Annotated in this window: 6 protein-coding genes; 5 read left to right on the forward strand and 1 reads right to left on the reverse strand. The window is 49.3% G+C overall.

The window, feature by feature from the left end; translation table 11 throughout:
• Window positions 1–23 precede the first annotated feature (23 nt).
• Entirely contained in the window at window positions 24–1,895 is a 1,872-nt protein-coding gene (locus tag BLR06_RS13105) for a sigma 54-interacting transcriptional regulator (RefSeq protein WP_173812726.1), read from the reverse strand.
• A 353-nt stretch (window positions 1,896–2,248) separates the two neighbouring features.
• Between BLR06_RS13105 and BLR06_RS13110 the strand changes: the two genes are divergently transcribed.
• The 5 genes from BLR06_RS13110 to BLR06_RS13130 all read left to right on the forward strand — a co-directional run.
• Complete coding sequence (locus tag BLR06_RS13110) at window positions 2,249–3,607, forward strand: CitMHS family transporter (protein ID WP_092073924.1); 1,359 nt, start codon at window positions 2,249–2,251, stop codon at window positions 3,605–3,607.
• A 21-nt stretch (window positions 3,608–3,628) separates the two neighbouring features.
• A complete protein-coding gene (locus tag BLR06_RS13115) occupies window positions 3,629–4,510 on the forward strand; it encodes an NAD(P)-dependent oxidoreductase (protein ID WP_092073926.1) in 882 nt (293 codons plus the stop codon).
• A gap of 82 nt (window positions 4,511–4,592) precedes the next feature.
• Complete coding sequence (locus BLR06_RS13120; protein WP_092073928.1) at window positions 4,593–5,285, forward strand: RraA family protein; 693 nt, start codon at window positions 4,593–4,595, stop codon at window positions 5,283–5,285.
• Window positions 5,286–5,758: 473 nt separating this feature from the next.
• Complete coding sequence (locus BLR06_RS13125; RefSeq protein ID WP_092073930.1) at window positions 5,759–6,025, forward strand: OadG family protein; 267 nt, start codon at window positions 5,759–5,761, stop codon at window positions 6,023–6,025.
• Between the two features lie 116 nt (window positions 6,026–6,141).
• A partial coding sequence (locus tag BLR06_RS13130) for a sodium ion-translocating decarboxylase subunit beta (RefSeq protein ID WP_139164493.1) occupies window positions 6,142–6,725 on the forward strand: 584 nt, incomplete at its 3' end.

Raw genomic sequence — 6,725 nt, forward strand, 5'->3', positions numbered from 1 at the left:
GGGCGGCCATTAGACTTGTCGGACTAGCCCTCAATCCGGTATTTTTTTATTCTTCGCCAGAGCGTGCTGCGGTTGACGCCCAGCAGCCGGGCTGCTGCGGTATAATTGCCGCGGGCAGTTTTAAGAGTCTCCCGGATCTCGCTGATCATGCGCTGTTCTTTGGGGGAAAAGCCTAAAGGAGCGGTCTTTTGCTGCGGGAATATTTTTTGCAGCAAATCACTGGTGATGGTGACGGTTTTTGCCGTGGCAATTGTTCTTTCAACGATATTTTTAAGCTCCCTTATATTTCCCGGCCAGGAATGCCGTTCAAGGATGCGCAGGGCGTCTGAGGAAAATTTAGGCGTTACGCCTGAATGGACGGCAGTTTCCCGGCAAAAGGCTTCGGCATAGAGCCTGATATCCGGTTTGCGGGAACGAAGCGGAGGCAGCTCTAAATTCAATACATTCAAGCGGTAATACAAGTCGTCCCGGAATTTGTTTTCCCGGATCAATAGTTCCAGGTCTTTATTCGTAGCCGCAATGACACGCACATCAATAGGAATAACCTTATGGCTGCCCAATCTTACCACCGTTTTTTCCTGCAGCACGCGCAGCAGGCGGCCTTGGTTAACATAATCCATTTCGGCAATTTCATCCAGCAGGATGGTGCCGCCATGGGCGACTTCAAACAGCCCGGGCTTGCCTTCTTTATTGGCCCCGGTGAACGCTCCGCCAACATAACCGAACAGTTCGCTTTCAAGCAGCTGGGCGGGCAAGGCCGCGCAGTTGATGGCAACAAAAGGGCCTTGGGCCCGTTTGCTGGCGTTATGAATACTTTGCGCGAAAACTTCTTTGCCTGTTCCAGTCTCCCCTAAGACCAAAAGGCTGTAATCTGTTGCGGCGAAGTCCCTGGCTATTTCAATGGCCTTTACTATGACGGGGCTTTGGCCGATAATATCCTTAAAATAAAATTTAGCGATGTGACCGCGGGCATATATTTGCCGGCGGATTTTTGCTTCCATCTCCTGTATTTTCCCCGTCTCCTGTAAAGTAGCCACAGCGCCGTACGGTTTTTTATTGACAATGATGGGAACTTTATTACACATAATCTTAACTTTGCCCACTTCGATGATGCTGTGCAGGTCGTCGGCTCCCGTTTCCACAACTTTTTCCAGGTTAAGCTGCGGCAATATTGCGCTTACAGGCCTGCCTATGGCTGCCGCCTTATCTATACCGGTATATTTCTGGGCCAGGGGATTAAAGGTGGTAATCTGGTAATTCTGGTCAATGGTAATGATCCCTTCATAGGAGTAGTCTAATATGGTGTTAAAAATATCCCGCTTGGCAGCTTCGAATTCCAGTGTCTCCTGGATATGTTTTGCTTCGCTGGCTGCTTGCAGCAGGCTTTCTTTGCCGACCCTGATCAAGGCGTTGGGGATATTGTGACGTTCGGCCGTTTTTACAACAGTGAAGCCGCCAAGGATAACTTCGGCGCCGGCGGCGCAGGCTGCCAGAATTTCCGCCTCATAATCGGTCTTATAGCTGACGGTATATTGCTGGATAGTTACGCCCAGCGCTTCGGAAAACAGCTCAATTCCCCAAATCTTCTCGGAATAGGAGATAAAAGCCAGGCGTTTGCCCTTAAGGTTTGCTTTGTCAATCGCCCGGAGAATATCAAAGCTGGTCCGGGGAATTTCCACAACAGCCACATCGAGTCCGGCCTGACGGATGGCGGCGGCGGTGACTGTCCGCGCCGCAACTACCTCCAGCCCCCGGCGCAGATGCTTACGGACAATCGCGGCGCCTTCTCCGGCGATGGCAGTGACGACTTCAACATCCGGAAAGACGGTGGTTAAGGTTTCTCGGGCATATTGCAGCAGTTCCTCATCAGGTAAAATAAACAGGATCTTACTCATTAGCATCACCTCGCAACTAATTGCAATATATTGCAACTTAATTCTGCAATGATTATACCAAAGGTTACTGCTTTATTCAAATTATTCCGAAATAAGGCCGGGTAACCCAGCGGATTTATTGAATTTTAAGAAAAAATTGCTTTTTGTTGTAAGTTGGCATAGTTTGTGCAATATGTTAAACCGATGGCTTGCAGGAAAGGGAGCGCCACGCACAAGGCGCGGTGTACGGGAACTCACAGTCCGAAATCATGTTACAGCGAAGGGGGCGGAAAAGATAAGCATTTATCTCCGGTTAAGCCGGTGCAAGCCGGAAAGTGCAGCAGGATATTACAGGTGAATAAAGGAGGGTACTGATGCTAACTGTTTTAGGGTACATTCTGATCATTGCATTTTTAGCTCTGGTGATTAAAAAGAAGACTTCCGCCTTTACCGGATTGGTTGTTGTATCAGTGATTTGCGGAATGGCAGCCTGTTTTTTTTATGGCATTCCACTGGAAAAAGTCCTTGATTGGATAAAAGAAGGCTTATTCTATACGGTCAACGACAAAGGCAAGGTAAGTCTGGGAACAATCAATCCCACAATTATGATTTTGTTTGCTATTTTGTATTTCAGTATTATGATGAATGTCGGATTATTCGATCCGCTCTGTGTCTATTTAATTAGAAAAGCCAAGGGCGATCCCCTGAAGGTGCTGATGGTAACGGTATTTACCGCATCAGTGGTTACTTTGGACGGGGACGGCACCACCACAATCCTGATTATTACATCGGCCTTTGTCCCTTTATTTAAACAAATGGGGATCAAGTTATCATATCTGGCGATGTTGATTATCCTGCCCACCTCTATTGGCAATTGCCTGCCCTGGGGGGGACCGCTGGCAAGAGCGGCGGCAGTGCTTAATTTAGAGGTAAATGAGTTGTTTGTGCAGATACTGCCGATCCTGGCTGTGGCGATGATTTATATTTTTATTCTGGCTTATTTTATGGGAATAAGCGAAAGAAAACGGCTGGGCTATGTCGCCGGACATAGTGAGGTGATTTCGGCGGAGCAGATCGAAGAAATGGTGGCTGTTATCCGCAATCATGACAAGGAGCTTAAACGGCCCAACCGGTTTATTTTCAATCTGGTTTTAACGATTGGCATGCTGGTCCTGCTGATTATGGGTCTTGTCAGCGGAGCCATTGTTTTTCTGGTCGGTACAGCGATCGCTCTGGCTGCCAATTATAACGATAAGGAACAGCGCGATAGAATAACGGCCAACGGCGGTGATGCGATTGCCGTAACTTCGATCATTATTGCGGCCGGCTGTTTCCTGGGCATCTTGAACGGCAGCGGAATGTCGGCGGCGATTGCACAGCATCTGGCCAGCCTGATCCCGGAGTCCTTAGGAAGCCATACTGCTTTAATTTTTGCCTTCATCGGTTCGATAGCCTGCTATGCTCTACCGGTGGACGCTTACTACTTCGGCATCCTGCCTGTGGTAGCGCCGATTGCCTATAAGTTCGGCATTTCACCGACAGAGATCGGAATGGCGTCTTTTATGGGGCAGGCGATCAGGTATGCCAGCCCGACGGTTGCCTGGCTCTTTTTGCTGATGGACCGGACGGAGATGAGTTTTGGGGAGTATCAAAAAGAGTTTTTCAAATATTCGATTCCGATGTTTTTTATCTTTATTGTTACTGCTGTGCTTACCGGCGTTTTACCTGTATAACAAAATTTTGGAGGTGCTCAAATGACATTAAAAATTGGTTTTATTGGATTTGGCGAAGCAGCTTATCACATTGCTAAGGGGCTGGCCGGGGCGGGCGCAGCTCATATCAGCGCCTTTGATAAATTCTGGAATGTAGCGCCGCAGGCTGAATTGATCGGGCAAAGGGCCAGTGATGCCGGTGTTGTTCTGACTGGCAGCTTAAAGGAATTGGCGGAAAGATCGGACATTATATTTTCTTCGGTAAGCGCTAACCTGGCAGTTGCTCTGGCGGAAGAGTGCTTGCCGTATCTGACCGCTGGCCAGATCTATGTTGATCTAAACTCAGCCGGCCCTGACACAAAAGCGGCTGCAAATGATATTGTGTCGGCGAAAGCGCTGTTTGTGGATGTTGCGGTCATGGGCACGGTACCGGGCAACGGCCATAAGGTTCCGATGCTGGCATCAGGCGGCGGCGCCGCCTTATTTGTGGAAAAAATGCAACCTTACGGGATGAACCTGACTTTATTGGCAGGTCCGGCCGGCAAGTCCTCCGCCTCAAAAATGTTCCGCAGCATATTTATGAAGGGGTTTGTTGTCTTATTATTAGAGACAGTGGTGGCAGGACATAAATATGGCATTGAAGATGATGTGCTGGCGTCGATTGAGGAAACCCTGACCGCCGGTCCGCTTCTGCCGATCATTAATGGCATGCTGACCAGGGGCGTCATCCATTCCGAACGGCGCGAGCATGAAATGGATGAGGTTATTAAGACTTTAAATAACCTGCAGGTTGACAGCACCATGTCCTTAGCAACGAAAGAAAAGCTAAGATGGTGCACCGAATTAAACTTCAAGGAATATTTTAAGGGCGTACCGCCGAAGGATTTTCACGAAATCTTTGCTGTGACCGACCGGCGGGATTAAGCCCCGGTTATTTCTGAAACAGGCAACACCTGCCAGTCGTTTGCAAGTCATTTATTGATCGCTAAATTCAGGGGGTTATACTATGTCAAATGTAGGGTTTAGAATTTTCACCAAAATTAAGAGACCGGATAAGAACGTTGTCGAATTGTTCAGAGGGCTGCCGGTGGCAAATATTGCTGATGAAATGAACCGGGTGAACTGCGTTGACGCCCGGATTAAGCCGGTGAGCAAAAAGCCGCTCTTGGGCACCGCGTTTACTGTGCGCGCCCGGATCGGCGATAATTTAATGTTTCATAAAGCGCTGGATATGGCTCAGCCTGGCGATATTATTGTGGTTGACGGGCGGGGCGATGTGGTTAATTCCCTGACCGGGGAAATCATGATGCGGCAGGCAATGAAAAAAGGCCTTGCCGGTGTTGTAATCGATGGCGCTGTACGCGATGCGGATGCTTTACGGGAGCTGGATCTGGCAATTTATGCTGCGGGTATAACCCCGCAAGGTCCTTATAAAGACGGTCCGGGGGAAATTAATGTTCCCGTTTGCATTGGCGGCGTCGTTGTTCAACCGGGTGATATTCTGGTCGGCGACGGCGATGGCATTGTGGTCATTCATCCCAAAGACGCCGCGGGTACTGCTGCCAAAGCCCAAGGCAAGTTTGCCAAAGAGCAGGTTACCTTTAAGGCAATTGAAGAAGGTACACTGGACCGTTCGGCCTATTCAGACGAGGCTTTTATCAAACGCGGCTGCGAGATTATTGATGATTATTATGAGTAACAGGAACTGCCGTAAGCTGCGCGGAGCAAATAAGTCAGCAGTTTATTTAAATTAAAATAGTTGTAGAATCAAAAGCAGAGCTGATTTTTCAGCCCTGCTTTTGTGAGCATTCAGGAGAATTTAGCGGTCCGGATGAACAGCGGCCGGCGTTTTTCATCAAGCCTGGCGTTAAGGATTCTCGTTTTTATCTGCCGAGAACTTTAATTACTAAATATTTTGAAAAATTACGCAATGTAGAAGGTTTGCCTAAAAGCAGGTATTGTTTTATTAAAGCAGGGTAAAGATAGAGGAAGGTATTGCCCTGTATAAAGCGGCCGAACGGGGCGGGGCAGGTAGTTGAGCCTCCAATAAAGGCCCGGAGGATTGCCGCAATCATGCCGGCTGTATAGCGTTAGCAGCAACCGGCTGGCATTATTCCGTACAGCCTGCTGCTGGTTGCGTAAACGTGTTCAAAATCGAAAGGGGGTGTGAGTATGGGTTTTTTTGATTCATTGTTCGGCAAGTCCCAAAAGGTTGAAAAAAAGGCTGAGAAAATTGCCGCTGTAACCGCAGCCGACTCCAATACGGCCATGAATATTGACGCGCAGGGGATCAGCCCGGAGGTGGTTGCCGCTATTGGGGCAGCCATTTATGCCATGATGGGCGCCGATTCGGTATTGAGTGTCAGGATTACCCGGCCGGGTAATCAGTGGGCCGCTGCTGGGCGGCAAAAGCTTATGGATGGGCGCCAGGTCATATAGGCTGATGAAACGCAGCATTTTGGGAATGCTATTATACATACTGCTAGGTGATTCGACTTTTTTTGCGGTTGGCAGTTGAGAAGCGTGAATAAATCCAGATCAGGAGGTAAACAAATATGGAAGCAATATTTCATCAGTATCCGTGGCTAGACGAACTTCTCATGGGGTTCATCGGACTTTCCTGGAAGCATGTCGTAATGTGGGCGATTGGGGCTATCCTCATCTATCTTGCCGTAAAGCATGATTATGAGCCGGCGCTGTTATTGCCGATCGGGTTTGGCTCAATTCTGGCCAATATCCCCCATTCTTCCGCAGTATCAAATATACCGGGCGAGCAGGGCTTCCTGGTTGTACTGTATAATGCCGGTATTGCCAATGAACTTTTCCCGGTACTTATATTTATCGCGATCGGGGCGATGTGCGACTTTACGCCGCTGATCCGCCGCCCTTCGGTCATGCTGTTTGCGGCGGCGGCGCAATTCGGCATCTTTGCGACCGCCATCGGGGCGACGCTGGTGGGCTTTTCCTTTGAGCATGCGGCGTCCATCGGGATTATTGGTGCGGCGGACGGCCCGACAACCATTTATGTCGCCAGCCGTTTCGCCAAAGACCTGTTAGGCCCGCTGTCGGTGGCGGCGTATTCGTATATGTCGCTGGTGCCGGTCATCCAGCCGCCGGTCATCAGGGCGCTGACGACCGA

Origin of the sequence: Dendrosporobacter quercicolus (assembly GCF_900104455.1) — a bacterium.
Classification (GTDB): Bacteria; Bacillota; Negativicutes; order DSM-1736; family Dendrosporobacteraceae; genus Dendrosporobacter; species Dendrosporobacter quercicolus.